Origin of the sequence: Longispora fulva (assembly GCF_015751905.1) — a bacterium.
Lineage (GTDB): Bacteria > Actinomycetota > Actinomycetes > Mycobacteriales > Micromonosporaceae > Longispora > Longispora fulva.
Genome location: NZ_JADOUF010000001.1, coordinates 3,264,515 through 3,287,183, shown reverse-complemented (window position 1 = coordinate 3,287,183; position 22,669 = coordinate 3,264,515). Strand labels below are relative to the sequence as shown.

Here is a 22,669-nt window from a genome sequence, read left to right as displayed (position 1 = left end):
CCGGCCAGTCCGGAAACCGCGTTGACGCGGGTGGAGCCCCGGCCCTACGGTCGGGCTTCCACCGCGAAGGCCACCGCCACGAAAAGGGGTCCCACCATGCGTTCAGCCACCACAGCGCACCTGTCCTTCCGGTGCCGTGGCGTCCGCGCGGGGGAGTAGCGCCCCACCAGCCCTGACCGCCACGGTGCCGTTCCGCTCGGCATCCATGGAGTCAGCTTGCTCGCGTTTCGGTGGTATCTGGTCATCTCGACGGTCAACGGCTTCGCGGCCGCCGTCATCTTCACCCTCAACCTCGTCTACCAGATCCGGACGGTCGGGCTGGGCCCGCTGCACCTGGTGCTCGTCGGTACCGTGATGGAGGTCGTCTGTTTCGTCGCGCAGACCCCGACGGGCCTGATCGCTGACCGGTTCGGCCGCAAACTGTCCGTGTGCTGCGGCTTCGCGCTGATGGGCGCGGGCATGCTCGTCGAGGGCCTGGTGCCGGCCTTCGGGCCGATCCTCGTCGGGATCGCGCTGTGGGGGATCGGCGCGTGTTGCGTCGACGGGGCCCTGGAGGCCTGGGTCGCCGACGAGATCGGCGACGCGGTCAGCGACGAGCGGACCTTCACCCGGGGCGCGCAGGCCGCCCAGGTGGCCACGGTGCTCGGGATCGGCGCGGCGGTCCCGCTCGCCGGGATCCGGCTCAACGTGCCGATCCTGGTCGGGGCGGTGTTGTGGCTGCTGCTCGCGGCGGCACTGGTGGCCGCGATGCCCGAGCACGCCTTCCGCAGGCCGCCCGCCGACGTGGGGATGTTCCGTCAGCTCGGCGACGGGCTGCGGGTGATCCGCCGCCGGCCGGCCCTGGTCCGGCTGATCGCGGTCGGCCTGTTCGTCGGGCTCGGCTCGGAGGGCTTCGACCGGCTGGAGAAGGCGCATTTCCTGACGTTCGCGTTCCCGGCCGGCGGCGCGTTGCTGTGGTTCGGGGTGCTGGGCGCGACCGGGCTGCTCGGTTCGGTGTTCCTCACCGGGGCGCTGGCCCGGCGGGTGGACGCCGGCGATCCGGGGCGGCTGGTGCTGGTGCTGACCGTGGTGCAGGGCCTGTTCGTCGCGGCGGTGGCCGGGTTCGCGCTGTCGGGGGTGTTCTGGGCGGCGGCGGTGGCGTACATGGCGGCCCGGATGCTGCGCTCGGCGGCCGGTCCGTTCTTCGCGCTGGTCTTCACCCGGCACACCGAACCGGCGCACCGCGCGACGGTGCTGTCGGTGGCCGGCCAGGTCGACGCGGTCGGCCAGATCGCCGGCGGGCCGGTGGTGGGGTTCGTGGGCGAGGTCGCGTCGGTCCGGCTCGCCCTGCTGGCCACCGCGTTGCTGATGGCCCCGGCGGTGCCGTTGCTGTCCCGGGTGCCGTCGGCCGGGCGAGTTCCCGCGGACGCGTCGTGAGTTGCATACAGTGATCCCGTGGCGCGCGGGACTGACGGACCTGTGGTCGACGCCGAGTGGGCGTCGTTTCGGGGCTTGATGGGCGAGGGGCGGCTGGCCGAGGTCATCGCCCTGGCCGACCGTGTGGTCGCGGAGTCCATGGACCCGCACCGCACGGCCCAGGCGCTGAACCAGAAGCTGGCCGCCTACCTCAACATGGGGCACCCGGCGGGCCACGGCGCGCTGCTCGACCAGATGCAGGCGGCACTGGTCGAGGCGCCCGACCCCCGACTGGTCGGCCAGTTCCACATCCTGTCGGGCATGATCGCCTGCGAGCTGGGTTCGACGGGTACGGCCGTGACGCACGCCGTGCAGGCCGAGCGCGCGCTGCTCCGGATGCCGGACACCACCCTGGGCGCGGTGGACGCCTGGCACGACCTGTGCGTGGTGTACACGGCGATCGGGTTCTACGCCGAGGCGATGACCGCCCGCCAGCATGCCGCGCGGGTCTGTGCCGCCGCGGGCCTGGGTCCGGCGGCGGCGGCGTGCACCGCTTCGCAGGTCGGCGCGGCGATCGACCTGGACCACCGGGGCGACACCGAGGGCTGCGTGCGGGGGCTGCGGGCCCTGGTGCTTGCCAGTAGGGCCATCGTGGCGGAGATCCAGGGCTTCGAGCGGGCCTTCCTGTACTACGCCGTGCGCCGCCTGGCCGCCCTCGACCAGCAGGTCGACCTGCCCGTCCCGCTCGCCTTCGGCACCTCGACCGACCGCAACGTCGCCAACGTGCTGGCCGCGGCGGCGGTCTGCGACGCGATCGGGGCCGGGGCCACGGACACGGCCGTGGAGCTGTTGGAACGCTCGCCGCAGATCTCGGACACGATGGGCGTGGTCGAGCCGGTCCGGCTGCGGTCCCTCGCGCTGGCCAGGGGCGGGGACTTCGCCGGGGCGCTGGCCGCCGAGCGGGCGATGGCCCGGATGGTCACTGTCGAGGACCGCCGGCTGCGGGAGCTGTTCACCGACAGTGTCGGGGCCCGGCTGGACCAGGACAAGCTGCGCCGGGTCGCGGCGCAGTACGCGAACGCGGCCTCGACCGACCCGCTGACCGGGCTGCCGAACCGGCGGCGGATCTCCGCGTTCCTGGCCGATCTCACCCGGCGGGGCGCGGGCGCGATGATCGGGGCGCTGGACCTCGACGGGTTCAAGGCGGTCAACGACACCCACGGACACCCGGCCGGGGACGTGGTCCTGCAACGGATCGCCGGCGTGTTCGGCCGGATGGTGCGGCAGGGCGACCTGCTGGCCCGGTACGGCGGGGACGAGTTCGTGGTGATCCTGCCCGGGGCGAGCGCCGAGGAGGCCGTGGAGATCGGCGGGCGGATCCGGGCCGCGGTGGACGCGGAGGACTGGTCGGAGCTGGTGCCGGGTACCCCGGTGTCGGTCAGTGTCGGCTGGGCGGCGCTGTCCGGCGACGGGAGGGCGGGGCTGCGGGCGGCCGACGAGGCGCTGTACCGGGCCAAGCGGGCCCGTCCGGCTGCGGGTCCCGCGATCAGCTGAGCGGCGTGAGCCGGCCGCTGCACCCCACAGACCACGGCAGCCACTGTCAAGGCTCGCCCCAGCCGGTACCGTGGCTCGAATGACTTTCCCACGGGGACAGACGATCATCCGCCGGCACCGGTTGCCGGACGGCCGGATCAGTTCGGTGCTGTCCGGGCGCGTGGTCAGCGACGACGAGCACGGCCTGGCGCTGTGGGTCGACGCTGGCTCACAGACCCTGCGCCGGGTCGACGCGGCAGGCCAGCCGACCCGGCAGCTGTCGCTGCTGACCGCGCTGCGGATGACCACACTGTTCGCCCCGCACACCTGGCAGCCCTTCCGGACCCTGATGCTGATGCCGCCCGGCGCGGCCCACTCGATCTGGTGGAGTTGGCGACCGGATGGAGAGTTCGCCTCCTGGTACGTCAACCTGGAGCGCCCCGCCGTCCGGTGGGCCGGCGGGGTCGACGTCTGCGACCAGGAACTCGACCTGCTGTTCCACCGGGACGGCACCTGGATGTGGAAGGACGAGGCCCAGTTCGACGAGTACACCGGCGAGCCGGCGTTCTGGGACGAGGCCGAGGGCACCGCCGTCCGGGCCGAGGGCGAACGGCTGCTGGCCCTGGCCCGGGCGGGGGCCGCGCCCTTCGACGGCCGCCTGCTCGACTTCCAACCGGACCCCGCGTGGCGGCCGACCCTGGTGCCGCACTGGTGGGACCTGCCGGCGGAGGCGACCTGCTGGGACGCCGACTACTTCCGCACGGAGGACGTCAGTGATTGACGCGATCTTCTTCGACGTCGGCGGCACGATCCTCGACGAGTCCCGCGAGTTCGCGACCTGGGCGGACTGGTTCGGCGTCCCACGGCACACGCTGTCGGCGGTCCACGGCGCCGTGATCGCCCGGGGCCTGGACTGGCAGGAGACGTTCCGGGCCTTCCGGCCCGGCTTCGATCTCGCGACGGAACTCGACCGCCGAGCGGCCGCCGGTGAACCGGAGTCGTTCGGCGAGACGGATCTCTACCCCGACGCGCGGGGGTGCCTGGCGGCTTTGAAGGATCAGGGCCTGTTCGTGGGCCTGGCCGGCAACCAGCCGGCCCACGCCGAGTCGACCCTCCGCGCTCTGGACCTCGCCGTGGATGTGATCGGCACGTCGCACGGTTGGGGCGCGCAGAAGCCGTCACCGGCCTTCTTCGAACGGGTCATCCGCGAAGGCGGCGGCGACGCGTCCTCGATCCTGTACGTCGGCGACCGGCCCGACAACGACGCACGCCCGGCCATGGACGCCGGCATGAAGGCGTGCCTGATCCGGCGCGGCCCGTGGGGTCACATCCTCGACATCCCGGCCGTGTCCGAGCGGTGCCTGTTCCGGATCGACACGCTGGACGAACTCCCGAGCCTGGTCGCACGGCACAACGCGGCGAGCGGCTAGCCCGCCGGTAGCGCGGAGACCCCGGCCAGGGCGGATGTCCGGGGGACGCCACCCGGATCAGGCGGACCCGTTGACCAGGCGGAGAACGGTCGTCTCACGACGGAGCCAGCGCGGACCGGCCCCACCCGCCAACAGTGCCGAGTTCACCGCGATCGCCTCTGCGATGTCCACCCAGACCGGTACCAGCCCGAGCTCCCGCTCGTCGTCCTCGAGCCGCTGCTCCCCGAAGTCCGCCGCGATCTCACAGTGCAGATACCAGGACGTGTTGGTGAACACGTCGTAGTCGGCCTCCCGGGCCGCCGCGTGCTCCAGTACCCGTCCGAAAGGTTCGCCGACGCCCAGCACGCGCGCCCCGCACTCCTCGGCCAACTCCCGACACAGCGCGTCCGGAACCGACTCGCCAGCCTCGACCCCGCCGCCGGGGAACTTGTAGTCCCCGTCGCGGGAGCGCACCATCAGCAACCGGCCGTGGCGCCGGACGATCCCGCGCACCGAGGACCGTCCGACGGTCCGTCCGGACAGGATCAGATCGTCGTCGTGCGCGATCTCCGCGAGCAGCCGCCCATGCATGCGGGAAACCCTATCGATGACCGCGTTGCGCCGGACACGACAGACACGTCGGGCCACGCGGGATCGCGACGGCCTCGACGGGCAGTGGGCGCGGAGGCGGATCGCCCGCGTCGGTCAACGCGCGCGACAGTGTCGTCGAAGGCTGCTCACAGTGCGTCGCACGGTCCTGAGTATTTCGCTGGTTCGGCCGCCGCCATGGTGGCGATGGCGACCCGGACCCGCACGTTCTTGAACAGCTGTCCCCGCATCCAGGCGAGATCGGCGGGGGCCATCTGGGAGCGCTGGGACGCGTTCGGGCACAGCGAGGGCGCGAACCGGAACGGCGACGTCCCGTTGCGTACCAGTTGCACGCCAGTATTCGTGTCGAGGGCGAGGTCGAAGGCGTGCGCCCGGCGCAGGCTGCCGACCGTGACGCTGATCTGCTGGCTGTCGCCCGGCGCGATGGTGATGACCCTGGTCGGGAAGTACGGCACGGTCGGCGGGATCTGCGCAGGGTCGACGCGGGGGTCGTACGCGTAGGCGACGGGCACGTCGGCGTCGATGTTGAACCGCAGGTCGACCTGTTCCCCGATGCCGCCGCCCTCGTTACCCATCTTGTACGCCAGGGCCAGCGGCATGCACTCCTCGACGATGTTCACCAGCCGCACGTTGGACACGGTGACCGGTTCGGGGCCCGGGTTGGCTACGGTCACCGGGATGAGCGCGCCGCCCAGGAGGAACAGGCCCTCCTCCCACGTCGTCGCGGCCGACCATCGCGGCGCCGCCCCGGTGGCGAGCAGCTCCGGATGCTTCGCCAGGGTGGCGTCGGAGAACGCGTAGTTGAAGCCGTGTCCGTCGGTCAGCCGGCCGACGGTGGTCTTCAACGTGCTCGAGGTCTGCGTTGCGGTGCTCCTGGGCGGCGCGGGGCACCCGGGGGCCGCGGATGCCGACGGTCCGAGCGCGACGGGGGAGGAGGGTGCCGGCTGCGGCGTCGAGGTGCATCCGGCCAGCGCTGAGGCGAAGATCAGGATCAGGGTCGTCGCGCGGGTGGCCCGGTCGCGGATGCTCATGGTCATGCTCCTTCGCCGCAGTCTGCCAGGGGGGTGGAGCTGAGCCGGATGACGCCGAGCGTCCCGGTCTGGTCGGGCCGGTACTGGGACGCCGTGGCGGGTTCCAGCCCGTGGCTGGTGAGCTTCCAGACGTTGACGGTTTCGGCGAACACCACGTACACGCCGAACGCGGCACTCTGCTCCTCGCGCCGGATCGACTGCGGGGGCCGGGCGTACACCCGGTAGGTGATCTCCGTGCACGGCGGGATGTCACCGACGTCGACGCCCAGCGTGCCGTGCACCCCCGCGGCGTCGACCGACGGCACGAACGGGGTCGCGGACCGGACCGGGACCGGGGAGCGGTTGGACACCTGGATGTCCAGTCCACGCGGCTTCACACTGCTGGCGTCCTCGCCGACCTGGACCCACATCGACACCCGCGAGGCGTACACCCGGAGCTGTCTTTGTCGTTCGAAGGTGTTCAGTTCGATCTGCAGGGCGTTGACCTTGCGCTGATCGCTCAGCGTGAGGGTGGTGACGATCAGCGCCGCGATGGACACCACCAGCGCCAGGAACGAGAACAGCGCGTTGAGATGCTCGGGATTCGACAGGTACGCCAGGAGGACGCGGCGGGGTGGCGGGGCGGGGGGCGGTCCTACCTGAGCGTTCACCGGTGATGCCTCCCGAGGAGGGTGTGCCTCACACGTTCCCCGCCCGCCACCCGCAGCGTCCACACCTTGTCAGAATGGCGACGGGCCCTGCCGGGGCCGGCACCTGATCTCGCCCGGCTGGCCTCATGGGTGCCGCGGAACTCAGGTGGCCGACGCCGGTCGCCGGGACCGGCGTGCCGTGCCGATCACCAGGTCGAGCACGAGGAACGCGGCGAGGCTGAGTCCGAGCAGCGGAATGGCCCAGCCGACCGCGACGACGACCAGCGGTCCGGGAATCAGCGCCCACAGCGGCAGCCCGCGCCAGCCGCCGCGGACGGGCGGCGCGCCGAGCCGGGACCGGCGGTCGGCGCGGGTGGGGCGGCGTTGCCACCACATCCGGTAGCCGAGCACGATCATCGTGAGGATGCCCAGGGCGGTCAGCGCCAGGAAGATCTGGTTGGCGGGGCCGAACAGGACGCCCATGTGCGCCTGGACGCCCAGGGTCGTCAGCCGCGCCAGAAACGGCCGGTCGGCGAAGGACGCCCGGGCGGTGACCGCCCCGGTGGTCGGGTCGGCGGCGATCTGGTCGCGGCGCACGGGCCAGACGTTGTCGACCTGGGCGGCGGTCCAGGCGCTGCCGGGTTCCTCGGCGACGCCGATCTCCAGGGGGCCGGTGAGGCCGGCGGTGCGGGCGGCGAGGAGTACCCGGTCGAAGGTCGCCGGGTCGGTCGGGGCGCGGTCGGCTCCCGCGGCCGAAACGCCGTGGCCTTCGTGGCCGCCGCCCATGCCGGGGGCGCCGGTGCTGCCGGGGAGGGTCGTGTCGAGGGGTACGGCCTTGGCACGCAGCGCTGTGAGTGCCGTGTTGAAGTTGTCGCCGGCGTACGTGGACCAGGTCAGGCCGGTCGCGGAGAGGAGGAGCGCGCCGAGCAGGGTCCACACGCCGATCGCCGCGTGCCACGAGCGGGTGCGGCGTACCCCTCGGATGCCCTTCTCCGGAGTCAGGAGGGCACGGAGTCGACGGCGGCCCCGCAGCCGGCCCCACCACAGGATCAGGCCGCCGAGGGCGATCAGCCACAGCCAGCTGGCGGCGAGTTCTGAGTACAGGCGTCCGGGTTCGCCGAGCTGCAGGTGGCGGTGCAGGCCGTCGAGCCAGGTCACCGCCGGGGTGGACCCGAACCAGGTGGTCAGCTGGCCCTGGACGTCGGCGGTGTGCGGGTCGACGTAGACGGTCCTGCGGTAGTCGGCGCCCAGCCCGGGGCGGGCGAACACGACCCGGGTGGCCTTGTCGCCGTCGGCGGGCAGGACGCCGGTGAGCGTCCCGTCCGGTACGGCCGTCCGCGCCGCCGTGACCTGCTCGGCCAGGGTGCGCTGCGGGCCCGTGTCCGTCCGGGAGTACAGGACGTCGCTGTAGAGGATGTCGTCGATCTGCGGGGCCACGGAGTACGCGAGCCCGGACACCGCCGCCACGATCAGGAACGGGGCGACCAGGAGGCCGGCGTAGAAGTGCAGCCGTCGCAGCAGCGGGGTCAGCGACCAGATGGGTCGGGTGGGTTCGGGGGCCGCACCGGGTGGAGCGGTGGGGGACAGGACGCTGGACACGGGGCGACTCCGGCAGGGTGAGGGGCCGCCGGGATGGCGGTTTCCGTAACAGTCGACCCGCGTCCAGCGGGGGTTCCCGACCGCCCTGTGACGTGACCCACGCAGGTCGTGGGAACTTTCCGTCGCCGGCGAGCGACCGGGTCACCGCGCGCTGGTCGGCACGGTGACCGTGCCGTTGAGCAACTCCGTGAACGGGCCGAGTTCCATGTCCGCCTGGGTCAGTTGGTAGTTGAGGCTTGACCGGGAAGCCGCCGACAGGGCCCAGCCGAGGGGTGCGCTGACCTCGGGCTTGGAGCCGGGGGCGAGCACGAACAACCGGGTCGAGGGGATACCTGGATCGGTGACGCTCGCGCCGGGCACGGTTCCGGAGAACGCGACCCGGGCCTCGGCCTCCAACCGGGCTCCCGACAATGCCGCCCTGGGAATGAGCAGGCCGGCGAGTGGCGCCACCAATTCTCGTTGTCGGCCGGGCACGTTGGCTGTGGCCTTGGTGCGGTATCCGTTGCCCAGCACGGCGAACACGGGTGCGATCAGGTATTCGGTGGAGTCGATGTTGCGCTTCTCAACAAGAGGTTCCAGGACGCGCCAGATGTCGAGAGCCGTCAGGATCGCGCTGTTGTCGACATAGCCACCGTCGCCGATCTGGATCCGGCGAGGTGTGCCCGGTGCACAGTCGTACAGCATTCCGGTGGGCGTCACGAACGGGAAGCGGGCTGACAACAGAGCCGCGGTACTGGTGCGCAGGGGACGGGAGTCCTCGCTGGGCTTTCTTTCGGGATTGTCCCGGTTGCAGGTGTCGGGGCGGAGGAAGTCGGAGACGTGATAGGTCCCCGCCATGTCGGCGCCGCCGACACCAGGGTCGTCGCAGGGGGTCGGATGATCCGCGGGTGGACGCTCCGCGCGCAGTCGGCTGATCGCCACCCGGCAACCGGTCTGCATGTCCGTGCCGTTGAACACGAGCGCTGGCTGCCACGTGTCGGCCTTGGCGGGGAAGTGTTCCTTCAGCGCTGGGAGCGTGTGTTCCCAGCTCTTCTCCATCTCGGCGGCCCGGTCCGGGATTCGCGGGTTGAACCCGGTCACCGCGCGGGGGAGATCGCGCAGCAGCCAGGTGGCGCCGACTACGGCGAGCGCGTCCTGGTCGCCCAGTTCGGCGGAGCGCCGCACATTGGTGGGCGTCGGTCCCAGGCTCCAGGCTGCGGCCCCGAGGCTGGCACCGGACACGGTGCTCACCGCGAAGATCGACTGGCGGCGGCATGCGCTGCGGGCCGGCGTCTGCTTCTCGTCTGTGATGCTGGACAGGGCCGCTTCGGTCCAGTAAGCGGCCCGGATGCCGCCGCCAGCAGCCGCGACGATGACCAGGGGCAGCACCCTCCGGCCGTTCGCCGGTGTCGCGGGCTGGTTGGTCTCTGTCGGTGCGGCCCGCTCGGCGCACACCTTCGCGGCATCGAGCCACCGGTTGAAGGCGGCGGACATCGGCTCGGTGGAGTCGGCGGCCGGACTGGCCACGTCCGTGAGGCGGGCGTTGTGATAGGTGCCCACGGGGTCCGCCCGACCGACACCGACCAGGATAGCGGCCACCAGGAGCAGGACGGGCAGACTGCGCCCCGCACCGTTGGGCGCCACGAACGACGCTGACCGCTGACAGATCCCCACGAGGCCACCGGCCGACACGCAGGCCACGCAGAGCGCTGCGGCGAGGACGCCGTTGGCTCCGAGCGCGGGCGCGAACCGCAGGGGGAAAGCCCCCAGGGCCACGACCACAACGGCCGCGACGAGCACCGTGCCCCAGGTCGCCCAGCGGGGCATGGCGATCGGCCTGGGGACGACGGCGTCGACCTCGCGCCGGAACACCTTCGCGAGCACACAGAAGGCGATGGGCGCGCCGAGCACGGCAGCCCCCAGCCCGATCCCGAACCACGCCCAGAACAGGGACTCGCGAGGTGCCACCAGGATGGGTCCGGCGAAAGCTCGCACGATGCCGAGGCCCCCGATCAGGAGCGGGGCCACTGTCAGCACGTGCACCACCCGGCCGTGCGTCGCCGTCCACGGGCGGGACGGCGCGGGCGGCGAGCCCGAGAAGCGCTTATGTATGAACCAGACCACGATCAGGATGGTGCCGGCCACCACCGGTGGCAGGGCCACATCCACACCGCCCACCCACGTCCCACGGCCCATCAAACCGACGCCTCGCAGAGCGCCCCGCAGAAAGTAGCTCGCTACACCGAGGACGAACCAGGCGACGCCGAGAACGAGGAGCACCCGGTACAGCCGCTCCGATCCCGCCTCCGACGTCGGTGGTGCGAACCGTAGCCAGTGCGCGGTGACGAACACAGCCACGCACAGGGCGAGCAGGGCCAGCGACGACCATGCGAACCACCACCAGTCCAGCCGGTCGGCGTAGGAACGAAGCACATCCGGGATCTGCTGGAGCGCCCCGATCCGGTCCTTGTTCGGTACCGCGATGACGAATGTCAGCAGCGCGAGTACGCCGACCTGTACCCGGAAGGTCCACAGGAACCGAATTCTGGGTGGTTCCTCAGCGTCGGACTGTTGGGCCTGCGTGGTCGTGCCGGCCGGCGCGATGGCCGTAGCAGCCGTCGCGGTCGCCTGGGCGACCACGGGTAGGGTCCGCTGGAGCCACAACCACGCGATCATGCCGAGCACCACGGCGATCATGGCGTACTTGACCAACCCGACCACGTGCAACCACATGGTCACGCGGAACGTACTGGCCAGGAAGCGTGGCTCGAACGACGTGTGCGGGGTGATCGCCTGTGGCAGCGCCACCGCGGCGGTCAGGGCGTTTTCGATCAGGTCCGGGGCGGCGATCAGCAGAACGGACCACCACCACCGCCACGTGCGTGGGCGCCGCCACCGCCAGACGAAGCCCAGCGACTTCAGCACCTCCACCATGACCCAGGCGTACCCCAGTGCGAAGACCGAGTCCGCCACTGTGTGGACGACGATCCAGAAGAACGGGTTGACGTCACCTGCGGCCCGGGCCCAGTGGTCGAGCGCCGCCACGGTCGGCTTGTCGTCGCCCCGGAGACCGCTCAGCGCGCCGAATCCGTAGCTGTTCTCGTTGGCGGCCTCAAGCGATCTCAGGAGCGAGTCGATCTCGGCCATCAGCAGGACGGCCGCGCCGACCAGGGCCATCCACGCGATGCGACGCATCCAGTCCTTGGTTGTGCCCCCGTGCGTGTTCGTGTCCATGAGCGACCGCCCCCGTTGCCCCAATGGTCCCTACCCATCCTGGAACGGCCACAGCGCCGAGGTGGCGGAACGGAGGAACCCGGCCACGTCTGTGCCTGCCGCCGCTGCACAGCGCCTGTCGCCCTACCGGCATAGCCGGCCTGATATCGGCGCCTCCGGTCCGGTGCGGCCGGACATGGGGTGGCGACGTCGGCTGTCGGGTCGGCCTCGGAGCCGCCGAGCGTGCCGGTCAGCGGGTGACGGTCGGCGGGGTGATCGCCCGCTGGTAGAGGTCACCGATCCGGTGGTCGAAGTAGGTGCTGTAGGAGACGCCGGCGGTCCCGCCGCCCTCCTCGAAACCACCGATCGCCCCGATGACGGTACCGAGCCCCGTCGCAGGGTCGGCGTCGGTGATCCAGGGGCCGCCGCTCGTGCCGTCGGTGAAGCCGGGGCACCGGATCATGAGCTGGTGCGCCGAGTACCGCTCGGTGTCGTGCGTGCATGTGATGGGCGCGTCGCGGTCATCGGGGTACCCGGTCATCCGGACCCGTTGCTCGAAGCCGCGGTCGAGGCCGAGCTGATGCGCGCCGACGACGTCCTCGATCCGCTGCCCGTCGAGGTCACCGAGGAGCAGGAACCCGACGTCGACGTCCGGATCGCCGCCGTCCGTCCACGCCGGGTCCAGCACGACCCGGGTGACCGGCCACGTGCCGAGCGGTCGGCGGCCGTCGACGAAACCGGGCACGAAGGAGATGTCCCCGCCGCCGCTGACGCAGTGCGCGGCCGTCATCGCCAGGTTGCGGCCGGGGCTGTGCACGACGCTCGCGGTGCAGAAGTGTTCCCCGGAGTCGACGAACAGGGCACCGACGGCCGGCGTGCCCGTGGCCAGGGCGGTCGTCGTGCCGGTGTCCGCCTGGCCGTCACCGGGACCGGTCGGGCGGGCCAGGAACAGCCAGAACAGTGCGGCGGCGACCAGCCCGGCGGCGACCAGCCTGGTCGCGGTGCGCCAGGGCCTGGCCGCGGTGTCGCGCGGTGCGGTTGCCATTCGCCGGAGCTTAGATCATCACCGCGCCGCTGACCGTGGGCCGCCACGCCGGGTGCGGGACGTGTCACAGCCGCGACCCGGTGCTTCGTCGGCGTCGGTGTGGTCCGACTCGGTCACGGTGGTGGTTCTCTGCTGTGGTCAGACGGCGTTCGCCACGCAGAACTCGTTGCCTTCCGGGTCGGCCATGACCGTCCAGCCGCGGCCGCCCTCCTCGCCGTGCCCGGTCACGGTGGCGCCCAGCTCCACCAGACGCGCGACCGTCGCCGCCTGATCGGGCACGTGCAGGTCCAGGTGCATCCGGTTCTTCGCGGACTTCGGCTCCGGGACGACCTGGAAGAGCACCCGGCCACCCTGGCCGACCGCCGGGGCGGGCACAGCCGGGTCCCGGATCGCGGCGGCGGCGCGGAAGGCCAGCCGGCCGTCGACCTCGGTCACGTCGTCGGGGCCGACCGCTCCGGCGTCGAGCAGTTGGCGGATGAGGGGCGCGTGGTCCTCGATCTCGTAGTCGAGTGCGGCGGCCCAGAATGACGCCAGCAGGTGCGGGTCCGCGCAGTCCACGCAGATCTTGAAGGAGGTGGCCATCCCGACACGCTAGCTGGAACGCGCCACCCCCGCACCCACAACTCCGCGACGGCGTTCCGGCAGCCGTGTGCGACACCGCCCGCGCCAACGGGGCCCGCGTGCCCGGGCCTCGACGGGTAGGGTCGCCGGATGCGCATCGAGTTCACGACCAGCCGCAGTGCCGGGTACTTCCGGGCCATGCTGGCGGGAGGGGCGCTGCGCTCGGCACGCCCGTACACCGTCGCAGCCATGATCCTGATCGTGCTCGGTCTGCTGGGTCTCGCGGCCTTCGAGGGCGTGGGCGTGGGCGGTTTTCTGGACTGGGCGGCGTTCGTGGTCGCGATCGGGCTGCTGTGCTGGGCCCGGTGGCGGTTTCTGGTCGCGGTGCGGGTGCCGGCGTCGTGGCGGGTGCCGCGGCGTTACGTGATCGACGGCGACGGCCTGTGGTCCGGTACCGATCAGGCGTCGACGCGGTGGGGCTGGCACCTGGTCGGCCGGGTGGAGGAGGTACCCGAGGCCTATGTCTTCTACCAGGACGACTCGGCGATGTTCGACGTGCCCCGCGAGCCGTTGTCCGTCGAGCAGGACGCACGGCTCCGCGCGTTCCTGACCGACCGAGGTCTGGTGGTCCGGCCCGCCTAGCGCTCCGAAGGCAGCCGCCGTCAGGCGATCGGGGAAGGTCTCATCCCCGCCGGCCTGCGGGGATGAGACCGTCGTGGCTCAGGTGAGCCGGGTGACCCGTGGCGTCTCGCTGGGGTCGGCGCCCAGGTAGCCGTGGGTGGACAGCGCCTCGGCCGTGTACGCGCTCGCCGACGGCTCCGCCTTCGGGGCGCGGGCCACGCACCCGGTCTGTGGCCGCGCCGTGCTCTGGCCGAACCGGCAGGCCGTCGCGGTCAGCTTGATGGTGATGAAGTCGGCGATCTGCGCGCCGTACCGGATCGGTTTGCCGTTGATGGTGATGTCGCCGACGGTGTAGGGCTTGCCGGCCGGCACCTCGTAGACGGCGCGGACGCCGTAGCCCTGCGCGCCGCGCACGTACGTCCAGAAGCTCTTCGGGTCCGCGTCGTCCGGGGTGGCCCAGCCGTCGGTGCGCAGGTCGTCGAAGTAGAGCCCCACCGGGTCGGCGAGGGTCAGGTCGGCCTTGCGGCGGGCCACGGCGTTGACCTCGCCGCCGATGTGCGGGTCGCTGTGCCGCTCCGGCTGGCCGTACTTCGCGCAGGCGATCAGCTCCTGCTCGGTGGTGAGTTCCTTGCCGTTGATGAGCCGGCGGATCGTCGCGGCGGCGGCCAGTTCGATCTCCGCGCCGAGCGTGTTGGCGCTCTGGATCAGGTGCATGGCCCCGTGGCTGGTGGAGTTGTTCCAGATGTTGCGGCGCTTGTAGTGGTTGAACGAGTCGAAGAGGTGGCGTGCAGCACGGCGGGGTTGATGTGCGTGCGGTACAACTCCAGCACCTTGTCCGGGCTGGTCTGGGCGAGCACGTCCCAGTACTCGGGGCCCTCGCAGGTGAACGTGACCCGGGTGACCTTCTGGTGGGCGTCGCGCTCGACGCTCCATTCGCAGTACTCGTCCTGGACGTCCCGGCTCGCGTCGGCGCGCTGCCAGCGCTGGTTGTCGGAGGTGGAGTGCACCTGCACCCGGCGCGGGAACGCCGTCCACCGCACGGTCGCGTCCACCGCGTCGGCGGCGGTGTCCCTGGTGGTGAGGTTGTAGAACTGCGGTCGCGGGCTGTCGTTGACGATCTCCTTGGGGTCCGGTCCCTTTGCCGCCTGGTCGACGCTGTCGGAGATGAAGACGTTCCACATCTTGCACCCGACGTCGTTGAGGTCGGTGAGCCGTCCCGGTGGCCCGTACGAACTGAGTTTCCCCATGCTGGTGTTGCTCCCCTCGTGGTGTGGTGTGTCACCGGACGGTGACGGTGCCGTCCTCGCCCATCCGCAGGGCGGGGGCGTTCGCGGCGATGTTGGTGACCGGCAGCGTCAGCGCGAACTCGTTGAGCTTCATCCGGCGGAAGTCCCGCCGCCGCGACTCGGCGAGCCGGGTGTAGTCCTCGAAGCCGGTGGGGGTGGTGATCCTGGCGGAGACCTTTCCGAGGTACGCGTCGGTCCGCGCCCCGAACACCGTCCGCCAGTCCCGCTCCGGCACCGCCCAGTTCGCCGCGAACACGGCTTCGGGGCTGGAGGCGGGCTTGCCGGCCGCGCCGGCCACGATCGCGCCGGCGATCCGCTCGGACAACCCGGCGACCGGGGTCCGCACCCGCGGCACGTACCGCATCAGGTGCGCGCGGTCCGGGCTGAACACCGGGTTGGTGAAGTCCACCATCAGCGCGCACGCCACGAACCGTGCGGTCAGCACCTCGGTGTCGATCAGCTGGCTCACCACGTCGAGGTCCTCGTACGCCGCCTCGGGCACCACGAACGCGAAGAATGTGTCCCCTGGCTGGGTGAACCCGCTGGCCTTCTCCTCCAGCCGGAACTGGAAGGTGGTCAGGCTGTCGACGTACAGCGCCGCGCGCACCGCCGGCGCGCCGGCCTGTGACGGGATCTCCAACACGTCGAACAGGGCGTCGTTGTTCAACCAGAATCCGACCGGCAGCACCAGGTCGGGACTGTCCTTCGTGACCCCGGAGCTCTGTGTGGCCGTGCTGGCCAGGTTGATCGTCGTGGTGGTGACCAGTTGGCGCAGCAGGTGGTCGGGGTGATCGACAGTGCCACCGGTGGTGACGTGCGCGATCCGCGCTGCCGTCCACCGGCGCACCAGGGGGCGGATCGACACCTCGAGGTTCTGTGCGCCGGTGACCTGCTGGTACAACGGATTCTTCAGCAGGGGGTCGGTGGGGGCGATCTGGATGGTGGCGGCCTGGGACTGCCAGTTGATCCAGGGGAGTTTCAGCTCCTTCATGACGACGCTGCCGTTGACGTGGCTGTCGAAGCACGCCTTGCCCCGGGACTCGGCCGCCAGCGCCGACCACGAGTTGCCGGACCACACCCACGTGGGGGTGATCCGCATGTAGTAGTTGAAGACCTTCGCCACCGGGTCCCATGCCGCGACCTGCAGGAATGTCTTCGCCGGATCGCCGTTCGCCCCGGTGCTGACCAGCAGGTCGATGTCGCGGCCGGCCACGCCTCGGGTGATTGCGAACCGCAGGTCACGCCGGAGCTTCGGGAACCGCTCGGGCGGGATCTGCCCGGCCTCGCCGATCAGGTACACCGACTGCGGCGACGTCGGGCCCGGTGCCGGCAGGCCGGCGAGGACGTCCTGCACCGTCATCGGGAACTTGCGGGCCCGGAAGAAGGTGCCGGCCATCGGGTCGCCGAGGTCGGCCAGTTCCGCCGGGGTCATCGGCCGGGGCGCGGGGTCCACGCCGGCCACCATCCGGTACAGCGTGCCCGGCGCGAGGGCCGGCATCCGGCGCTCCATGGGCGCGGCCCCGTCCCGGGCGGACTCGGCTTCCTCGGTCCAGGCGGTCGCTCTGCGGTGCTCCGGGATTTCCGTCCACACGGTGCCGTTACCTCCGGTCGTCGGTGACTCTGCCCCGACCGTACCTGGAACAAATGGGAAATATCGCAAAATGGGCTGTCGGTTACCGGTCCGGCGTGGTGCCCGATCTCCCCCGTCCGGGGTGCCCACAATGGGCCATGACCCGATTCACCGAGGACGCCTTCGCGTTCTACGAGGGCCTGACCGCCGACAACTCCAAGGCGTACTGGACGGAGCACCGCGCCACGTACGACACCCAGGTGCGCGCCCCGTTCGTCGCCCTGCTCGACGAGCTGGCCCCGGCGTTCGGCGGCGGCCGCGTGTCGGTGTTCCGCCCGTACCGGGACGTGCGGTTCTCCACCGACAAGTCGCCGTACAAGCTGCACCAGGGCGGGTTCGTGGAGCTGGCGCCCAGCGTGGGCTACTACGTGCAGCTCGACGCCGACGGACTGCTCGTCGGGGGCGGCTTCCACGCCGTCGATCGGGCGCAGACCGCGCGGTACTGGGCGGCCGTCGACGACGCGGACACCGGGACGGCGCTGGTCACGATCACCGCCGCGGTGCGCAAGGCCGGCTTCGAGCTCGGCGGGGACCAGGTGCGCACCCGGCCGCGCGGGGTGCCCGCCGACCATCCCCGGCTGGACCTGATGCGCCGGGAGTTCCTCACGGCCAGCCGGAGCGTGTCCGCTGAGGAGGCGGTGGCGCTGGATGACCTCGTACCTGTCGTGTCGAAGGGGTGGAAGGCACTGCGCCCGTTCCTGACCTGGATCGCGACGAACGCCCCGCCGGAGTAGCTGGAGTCAGGCCACCCGGGTGGCTGGGTACCCGGCGGCGGTGATCGCCGCGGCGATCCGCCCGGGGTCGACCTCCGCGCCGGCCTCGACCACGGTGCGCCCGGCCCGCACCGACGTCGTGGACGTCCGCACGCCGGGCAGGTCCTCGACGGCGTCGTCGACGAGGAGTCCGCACCCGCCGCAGCGCATTCCCTCGACCCGGAACGTGTGCGTCACCGTCACTGCGGGGACTCGACGATCGTGAGGGTGCCTGTGTACATGCCCATGGCGCACGAGTACCCGAGGCGTCCGGGCCGCAGGATGCCGAGGTCGACGGGGGTGTCGCCGTTGACCGGGAGGAGGAGCTGGACGTTCCTCGACGCGATGACGAAGGACCGCGCGCAGCCGCCGACGTCCTTCGAGCGGATGAGCAGGGTGGTCGGCAGGCCGGCGGCGACCCGGATGTCGGCTGGCCGGTAGGAGGTACTGCTGGCGGTGACGGTCACGGTCTGGTGCCCGTCGACCACGGTCACCGGGCCCGCCTCCGCCGTGCGCGGGCCGAGACCGGCGGCGTTGGCCAGGCGGGACGCGGCCAGCGGCGAGCCGGCGAGTTCGAGTCCGCCGTTGAGGGTGGTCAGGCCCAGCGCCACGACGACGAGACCGGTGGCGACGGCGAGGCGGCCCCGCCAGGCGGAGGCGGCCCTGCGGGCGAGGTAGCCCAGTGCCGCGAACAGGGGGCCGGTGCCGGCGACGAACACCGCCATCGCGGCCGCGCCGGCCCAGGCCGAGCCGGACGTCAGGGCGAGGGCCTCCACCGACAGCGTCACCCCGCACGGCACCGCGATGGTGGCGAGCCCCAGCAGGGCCGGGGCGAACGCCGACGTCGAGCGGGCCCGGCCGCGCACGAACCGGGACCAGGAGCCGGGCACGTCGATGGTCAGTCCCCGCACGCCGAGCTGCGCGAGTCCGAACCCGACGACGAGGAGCCCGGCGAGGATCTGCGCGGCGGTGCGCACCGCGAGCGACGGCGCGACGGCACCGCCGACCGCGCCCAGCAGCCCGCCGAGCAGGGTGTGCGACGCGAACTTGCCGGCGAGGAATCCGCCGACCGGGGCGAGGTCGTCGCCCAGCCGGGCGGCCCGGGTCCGGGTGGGGGCGGGCTCCGGGGCGGGTCGGCGGGCGACGAGGCCGGCGAGCAGGCCACCCTGGACGGCGGCGCAGGACACGCCACCGGCGAGGAGGCCGGTGGCGAGAACAGCGGGCAGGCTCACGACCACACCACGAGCCTATGGCCGCCGTGCCGTCCACTTCTTGCGGCAGATTGCTGCATTCCGCGCCGCCGGTGGAGTGGCGGCGCGGAACACCGGTGAACGTCAGGCGGCCTTCGGGTAGTCCGTGTACCCGACGTGCGTGCCGCCGTAGAAGGTCGCGCCGTCGGCGTCGTTGAGTTCCGTACCGGTGCGCAGCCGCTCCACCAGGTCCGGGTTGGCGAGGAACGCCCGGCCGTAGACCACGGCGTCCGCGCCGCGCTCCAGCCACGCCTCCGCCGACTCCAGGTCGGCGAGCGCCCCGGTGGCCGCCTGGTTGACCAGCAGCGGGCCGGACCAGATCGCGCGCAGCTCGTCTACCAGCGCGGGCTCGGTCGCGGCGACATTCAGGTGTAGGTACGCCAGACCCAGGGGCTCCAGCGCTCGGACCAGCGGCACGTACACCCCAGCGGGGTCGGACTCCACGAGCCCGTTGTACGTGTTCCCCGGCGACAGCCGCAGCCCGGTGCGCTCGGCGCCGACCGCGTCGACCACCGCCTGGACGACCTCGACGACGAACCGGATCCGGTTGTCCACGGATCCGCCGTAGGAGTCGGTGCGCAGGTTGGCGTTGTCGGAGAGGAACTGCTGGAGCAGGTACCCGTTGGCGCCGTGCAGTTCGACCCCGTCGAAGCCGGCGGCGATGGCGTTGCGTGCGGCGGTGGCGAAGTCCGCGACGGTCCCGGCGATCTCCTCGACGGTCAGCTCGTCGGGGACCGGGTGGTCCTTCGGGCCTTCGGGCGTGTAGGTCGTCCCGTCGGCCTGTACCGGGGAAGGGGCCTTGGGGTTGTGCCCGGAGATCTCGGGGTGGCCGATCCGGCCGGAGTGCATGATCTGGGCGAAGATCCGGCCGCCCTCGGCGTGCACGGCGTCGGTCACGACCTTCCAGCCGGCGACCTGCTCGGCGGAGTGCAGCCCGGGGGTGGCGAGGTAGCCCTGGCTGACGACGCTGGGCTGGTTGCCCTCGGTGATGATCAGGCCGGCGGAGGCCCGCTGCGCGTAGTACTCGGCGTTGAGGGCGGTCGGGACGCCGCCGTCCCCGGCCCGGTTGCGGGTCATGGGGGACATCACCAGGCGGTTTGGAAGTTCCACGGCGCCGACTTTGACCGTTTCGAAGACGCGGGACATGGCGGGCTCCTAGATAATTGGCTGACCAATAATTGCTTCAGCAATAAGATATGCTTGGCTAGCCAATGATCACCAGGAGGACGGACGTGACGCCGATCACCTGCCTGCTGCGCCCGGCGGCCCGCTCCGCCGCACAGCTCGTCGGCATCCTGCTGTGCGACGCCGGAGTGCTCCCCGGCCAGGAGCAACTCCTCCAGGCCCTGTGGGCGCACGGCGACCTGCGCCAGACCGAGCTGGCCGACGCGTGTGGGCTCGACCCGTCCACGGTCACCAAGTCCCTGCAACGGCTCGAACGCGCGGGGCTCGTCCACCGGGCCCCGGCCGTCGACGACCGGCGGGTCATGGTGGTCGCCACCACCGAGACGGGGGAGGCGCTGCGCGACGTCGTGCAGGCCGCGATCGCCGAGGCCGACCGGTTGGCGCTGGAGGGGCTCACGGAGGCTGAGAAGGAGATGCTGAAGCGGCTGCTCGGCAGGGTCCAGGACAACCTGGTCCGCGCCGGAGTCGAACGCGCGCTCCCCGGCGGCTGCTGAAACCATTCATTCGGTTACGGCGACACCTGCCCCGGCACGCGTCGGTCCCTTCCAGCTCTGGGGTCTCGCGGCGCCGCCTGCCTATCGTTGTGCCCGTGAACGACTTGCCGAGCTCCAAGTACACCCTGTGTCTGACCGCCGCGCCCAGCTTCGAAGCGGCGCTCGCACTTCAGGAGCGCAGCGCGCAGGGCGACGAGGCCGTCCCCGTCCACGGCCCCTTGTCCTACCGGCGGCTCGTCCGCATCCTCTCGGCCTTCCATGAACTCGTGACCGTCGAGGAACAGCGGCTCGCCGACGAGATCATGTCGTTCTGCGCCCCCGGGGCCGGCGGAGGCGCATGGACGCGCCCTCCGGAGGACGAGGAGGTCCTGTGCCTGCTCCTCGACACCCGACAGTTCAGGGAGCTGATGCGCCAGGCGCTGCGCCGCGTGGACAACGCCCCGCCGGAGTCGCCCGGTGGCCTTCTCCTGTCGGCGGAGTTCAGACACGGACCCGAGGAGATCCGGGGACTACGCCGGGCCCTGGAGTTCCTCAACGGACTCGGTCCCGCCGACCCGACGGTGGTGCTCGAACTCGACTGGGGCTGGTAGGCGGCGCGTCGAGGTCAACCCAACGGCACGCGGCCCGCGCCTCAAGCGGCCGATCACGGCCCCGGTCGGGGCACCAGTCGCGCGACGTCCCGGCGGAGCGCAGCCAGTTCCGGGTAGAACCGGTCGCCAGGGCATCCGGTCGGCTGCCAGTTTCGGTGCCCGCTGATGGTGTCCACGGTCGCGGTGGCGCCACTGATCGGGTTGACGTACCGCGTCGTGCCGAGCGGGTCGAGCCCGGTGGCGACGGCGAGCCCGGCGAGGACCGCGACGAGGGAACGGCGGGCGGCGGGCGAAGGCATCCGGTCGCTGAGGTCACCGAGGAGCGCCACGCCGATGTTGCCGGCGTTGAACCCGGCGACATGTCCGCCGTTCACCATCAGCGGACGGCCGCCGGGACCGGCCCCGTCGCCGAATACCGGCAGGTGGTCGCCGCCGGACCAGCGGCCCTCGAATACCTGGCCGGATCCGTCGATAACCAGGTGGTACCCGATGTCTCCCCAGCCGCGGACGACGGCGTGGTCGCGGTAGATGGCCCGGACGGTGGCGGCGGGGTCGGGATCGTCGTTGGCCGTGACAGTGTGGTGCACGGTCAACGTCTGTGTCGCGAAGAGGGCCGGCGGCCAGGTCTCGACACCGTCCGACCCGAACCGCAGGGCCTCGTCGGCACCCCAGCTGGCACGGTCGAGATAGGGCTGACCGGGGCTGGCGTTGGCGCGCCCGGTCAGGGGGAGGGCGAGGCTGGCGGCGGCTCCGGTCGCGGCGGCCAGCATGGCGCGTCTGGTGATCACGGTGGTACGTCCTTCCTCGGTGTCACCCACCAACGGCGCATCGACAGACGGTCGCGCCGCATGGACGGTGGGCTGATGGGGTGGGCAACGACGGTGTGCTCACCGCCGAGAGGGGATCTGCGCGGCTCCTCAGGTCCCACACTTGATGGGCTTGCTGCGGATATCGCACCTGAGGAATGGCGCACTGGATGTCCGGAATGGCTTGCCACTGTTGTTGATCACAGCGGTACCTGTCCTGCCGGCCGACTGCCAGTCCAGTTCCAGGTGCCACAGGCAGTCGCAGGTGGTCACACTGGCGGTGATGTCGAAGAGCTCCGGGTCGGACATAGTCACGGCAAAGGGGAACTCGACAGGTTCCACCGCGTAGGACCTACCCGACAGGCCATCCTCGACAACGACATTGGGCGGGGGCGCCACACCCGGGCGAAGGAGCTTCCTGCCCGCCTTTGGAGTGAGTTTCGCGCCGCCTGGTTCTATGTCGACTTCGAACGGGCGGGAGTCCACCCCTCCGCCGCACTCGCTCCGCTGCGCCACGATCACCCCGGTGGGAGGACTGCGAAGGTCAACCACGACGCGCATATTCTTGAGCAGAACGGCCTGGGCGGAAGTTCCCTGAAGGAGCACTTCTGCCGATGCGCTCAAGAATGGACCAGTCGAGGGGGAGTTCAGCTTCTCGCCGGGAATCCGGCTCGCCGCGCCCTCATCTCTCACGAGCCGGCCCGTCCCAGGCTCGCACATACCCCCTGTGGTCACGGTGGCGACGAGTGGGGCGTCCCCCAGTCGCAGTGGCACGCTTCGTGCCTCGTCGCCTCCGACCAGTGTGGCCACCGCAGCCTTGCCGGCTCCCGAGACCTGGTCCGTGAGGACGGTCTTGATGCCAGCGATCAGGGCGCTGCCGAGAAACGGGACCAGGACGATCGCCATGAGCCGGCGCCAGCCATGGCGCTTGACGTACGTGCGCACGCTGGCTACCGACCACTGCGGGGACCCGTCGCCATTCGGGACCGGGGGGTCGGAAACGCTGGTCGAACGTGGCGCGGCTGACTTGCGGGGTCGTCGGGTGCTCATGT

23 protein-coding genes are annotated in these 22,669 nt (G+C 71.5%); 8 read left to right on the top strand and 15 right to left on the bottom strand.

Translation table 11 applies throughout. From position 1 onward, the window contains the following. The first annotated feature begins 216 nt into the window (after positions 1–216). The 4 genes from IW245_RS14440 to IW245_RS14425 all read left to right on the top strand — a co-directional run bounded on the left by IW245_RS14440 (position 217) and on the right by IW245_RS14425 (position 4,358). Positions 217–1,416, top strand: a complete 1,200-nt coding sequence (locus tag IW245_RS14440) for an MFS transporter (RefSeq protein WP_197003687.1) — start codon at positions 217–219, stop codon at positions 1,414–1,416. Between the two features lie 18 nt (positions 1,417–1,434). Continuing rightward, entirely contained in the window at positions 1,435–2,949 is a 1,515-nt protein-coding gene (locus IW245_RS42190) for a GGDEF domain-containing protein (protein WP_307788887.1), read from the top strand. 79 nt (positions 2,950–3,028) lie between these two features. Beyond that, positions 3,029–3,709: a ribonuclease FAU-1 family protein gene (locus IW245_RS14430; RefSeq protein ID WP_197003686.1), complete on the top strand. Its 681-nt coding sequence runs from the start codon at positions 3,029–3,031 to the stop codon at positions 3,707–3,709. Beyond that, positions 3,702–4,358, top strand: a complete 657-nt coding sequence (locus IW245_RS14425; protein WP_197003685.1) for an HAD family hydrolase — start codon at positions 3,702–3,704, stop codon at positions 4,356–4,358. Before IW245_RS14430 ends, IW245_RS14425 begins: the two co-directional genes overlap by 8 nt. 57 nt (positions 4,359–4,415) lie before the next feature. On the opposite strand, the gene IW245_RS14420 is transcribed toward IW245_RS14425, so the two are convergent. From IW245_RS14420 to IW245_RS14390, 7 genes are all read right to left on the bottom strand, one after another. Further along, complete coding sequence (locus tag IW245_RS14420; protein ID WP_197003684.1) at positions 4,416–4,928, bottom strand: NUDIX domain-containing protein; 513 nt, start codon at positions 4,926–4,928, stop codon at positions 4,416–4,418. A gap of 146 nt (positions 4,929–5,074) precedes the next feature. After that, a complete protein-coding gene (locus IW245_RS14415; protein WP_197003683.1) occupies positions 5,075–5,977 on the bottom strand; it encodes a hypothetical protein in 903 nt (300 codons plus the stop codon). A 2-nt stretch (positions 5,978–5,979) separates the two neighbouring features. Further along, on the bottom strand, positions 5,980–6,627 hold the full coding sequence (locus IW245_RS14410; protein ID WP_197003682.1) for a hypothetical protein: 648 nt from the start codon (positions 6,625–6,627) through the stop codon (positions 5,980–5,982). A 141-nt stretch (positions 6,628–6,768) separates the two neighbouring features. Further along, positions 6,769–8,205, bottom strand: a complete 1,437-nt coding sequence (locus tag IW245_RS14405; RefSeq protein WP_233473015.1) for a PepSY-associated TM helix domain-containing protein — start codon at positions 8,203–8,205, stop codon at positions 6,769–6,771. Positions 8,206–8,346: 141 nt separating this feature from the next. Further along, positions 8,347–11,379 carry a hypothetical protein gene (locus IW245_RS14400; RefSeq protein ID WP_197003681.1) on the bottom strand — a complete coding sequence of 1,011 codons (3,033 nt, stop codon included), beginning with the start codon at positions 11,377–11,379 and terminating at the stop codon, positions 8,347–8,349. Between the two features lie 268 nt (positions 11,380–11,647). Continuing rightward, positions 11,648–12,442 (bottom strand): trypsin-like serine peptidase, encoded by a 795-nt coding sequence (locus IW245_RS14395; protein WP_197003680.1) that lies wholly within the window; start codon positions 12,440–12,442, stop codon positions 11,648–11,650. Positions 12,443–12,580: 138 nt separating this feature from the next. Then, positions 12,581–13,024, bottom strand: coding sequence for a VOC family protein (locus IW245_RS14390; RefSeq protein ID WP_197003679.1), 444 nt, complete (start codon positions 13,022–13,024; stop codon positions 12,581–12,583). 129 nt (positions 13,025–13,153) lie between these two features. Here IW245_RS14390 and IW245_RS14385 point away from each other — a divergent pair, with 129 nt between their 5' ends. Next, positions 13,154–13,645, top strand: a complete 492-nt coding sequence (locus IW245_RS14385) for a YcxB family protein (protein WP_197003678.1) — start codon at positions 13,154–13,156, stop codon at positions 13,643–13,645. Positions 13,646–13,723: 78 nt separating this feature from the next. Here IW245_RS14385 and IW245_RS14380 read toward each other — a convergent pair whose 3' ends face one another. The 3 genes from IW245_RS14380 to IW245_RS14370 are packed head-to-tail and all read right to left on the bottom strand — an operon-like array spanning position 13,724 to position 16,501. Continuing rightward, the gene (locus IW245_RS14380) at positions 13,724–14,368 is read right to left on the bottom strand and encodes a DUF8225 domain-containing protein (RefSeq protein ID WP_497942881.1); all 645 of its coding nucleotides are present in this window, start codon (positions 14,366–14,368) and stop codon (positions 13,724–13,726) included. Then, positions 14,329–14,871 (bottom strand): DUF8225 domain-containing protein, encoded by a 543-nt coding sequence (locus IW245_RS14375; RefSeq protein WP_197003676.1) that lies wholly within the window; start codon positions 14,869–14,871, stop codon positions 14,329–14,331. The genes IW245_RS14380 and IW245_RS14375 overlap by 40 nt, the downstream gene beginning before the upstream one ends. Positions 14,872–14,902: 31 nt before the next feature. Beyond that, positions 14,903–16,501 carry a hypothetical protein gene (locus tag IW245_RS14370; RefSeq protein WP_197003675.1) on the bottom strand — a complete coding sequence of 533 codons (1,599 nt, stop codon included), beginning with the start codon at positions 16,499–16,501 and terminating at the stop codon, positions 14,903–14,905. 137 nt (positions 16,502–16,638) lie between these two features. On the opposite strand from IW245_RS14370, the gene IW245_RS14365 reads away from it, so the two are divergent. Beyond that, positions 16,639–17,274, top strand: coding sequence for a DUF2461 domain-containing protein (locus IW245_RS14365; protein WP_197003674.1), 636 nt, complete (start codon positions 16,639–16,641; stop codon positions 17,272–17,274). Positions 17,275–17,280: 6 nt separating this feature from the next. Here the strand turns inward: IW245_RS14365 and IW245_RS14360 are convergent, their stop codons facing one another. The 3 genes from IW245_RS14360 to IW245_RS14350 all read right to left on the bottom strand — a co-directional run bounded on the left by IW245_RS14360 (position 17,281) and on the right by IW245_RS14350 (position 19,688). Further along, the gene (locus tag IW245_RS14360) at positions 17,281–17,496 is read right to left on the bottom strand and encodes a heavy-metal-associated domain-containing protein (protein ID WP_233473014.1); all 216 of its coding nucleotides are present in this window, start codon (positions 17,494–17,496) and stop codon (positions 17,281–17,283) included. Next, complete coding sequence (locus IW245_RS14355) at positions 17,493–18,524, bottom strand: sulfite exporter TauE/SafE family protein (protein WP_233473013.1); 1,032 nt, start codon at positions 18,522–18,524, stop codon at positions 17,493–17,495. The genes IW245_RS14360 and IW245_RS14355 overlap by 4 nt, the downstream gene beginning before the upstream one ends. Positions 18,525–18,626: 102 nt before the next feature. Continuing rightward, positions 18,627–19,688 (bottom strand): alkene reductase, encoded by a 1,062-nt coding sequence (locus tag IW245_RS14350; protein ID WP_197003672.1) that lies wholly within the window; start codon positions 19,686–19,688, stop codon positions 18,627–18,629. A 65-nt stretch (positions 19,689–19,753) separates the two neighbouring features. On the opposite strand from IW245_RS14350, the gene IW245_RS14345 reads away from it, so the two are divergent. Both IW245_RS14345 and IW245_RS14340 read left to right on the top strand, forming a co-directional pair. Then, positions 19,754–20,221, top strand: a complete 468-nt coding sequence (locus IW245_RS14345; RefSeq protein WP_197003671.1) for a MarR family winged helix-turn-helix transcriptional regulator — start codon at positions 19,754–19,756, stop codon at positions 20,219–20,221. Between the two features lie 95 nt (positions 20,222–20,316). Further along, positions 20,317–20,811, top strand: a complete 495-nt coding sequence (locus tag IW245_RS14340) for a hypothetical protein (protein WP_197003670.1) — start codon at positions 20,317–20,319, stop codon at positions 20,809–20,811. Positions 20,812–20,864: 53 nt separating this feature from the next. Here the strand turns inward: IW245_RS14340 and IW245_RS14335 are convergent, their stop codons facing one another. After that, complete coding sequence (locus IW245_RS14335) at positions 20,865–21,599, bottom strand: peptidoglycan recognition protein family protein (protein WP_197003669.1); 735 nt, start codon at positions 21,597–21,599, stop codon at positions 20,865–20,867. A 129-nt stretch (positions 21,600–21,728) separates the two neighbouring features. After that, a complete protein-coding gene (locus tag IW245_RS14330) occupies positions 21,729–22,562 on the bottom strand; it encodes a hypothetical protein (RefSeq protein ID WP_197003668.1) in 834 nt (277 codons plus the stop codon). Between the last annotated feature and the right edge of the window lie 107 nt (positions 22,563–22,669).